The organism is Micrococcus sp. HG099 (genome assembly GCF_024723355.1).
Taxonomy (GTDB): Bacteria; Actinomycetota; Actinomycetes; order Actinomycetales; family Micrococcaceae; genus Micrococcus; species Micrococcus endophyticus.
The window spans coordinates 1-395 of sequence record NZ_JANQCJ010000315.1 but is presented as its reverse complement, the minus strand read 5'-3'; the positions used below and the strand labels follow the sequence as shown (position 1 = coordinate 395).

General features: G+C 80.8%; 1 protein-coding gene. It reads left to right on the top strand.

The genetic code is table 11. The annotated features are described in order from the left end of the window. Positions 1 to 395: 2-C-methyl-D-erythritol 4-phosphate cytidylyltransferase (locus NWP10_RS12400; RefSeq protein WP_258301102.1), on the top strand; the 395-nt coding region annotated here is incomplete at both ends.

The window sequence follows — 395 nt, the reverse complement described above, 5'->3', positions numbered from 1 at the left end:
CGCGCCGGGTCCTCGTCCACGACGCCGCCCGCGCCCTCACCCCGCCGGCCGTGTTCGCGGCCGTCGAGGCCGCCCTCGACGCCGGCGCCGTCGCCGTGGTGCCCGGGATCGCCCTGACGGACACGGTGAAGCAGGTGGCGCCGGGGCCCGGCGGGGCCGAGGTCGTCACGGCGACGCCGCCCCGCGCCGCCCTGCGCGCCGTGCAGACGCCCCAGGGCTTCGACCTGGACGCGCTGCTCGCCGCCCACGAGGCCGTGCGCGCGGACCCCGCGCTCGACGCCGCGGCGCTCACCGACGACGCCATGGTGATGGAGGCCGCGGGGCACCCGGTGGCCGTGGTGGCCGGCGACGCGGCCGCGTTCAAGGTCACCGCCCCCGCCGACCTCGAGCTGGCC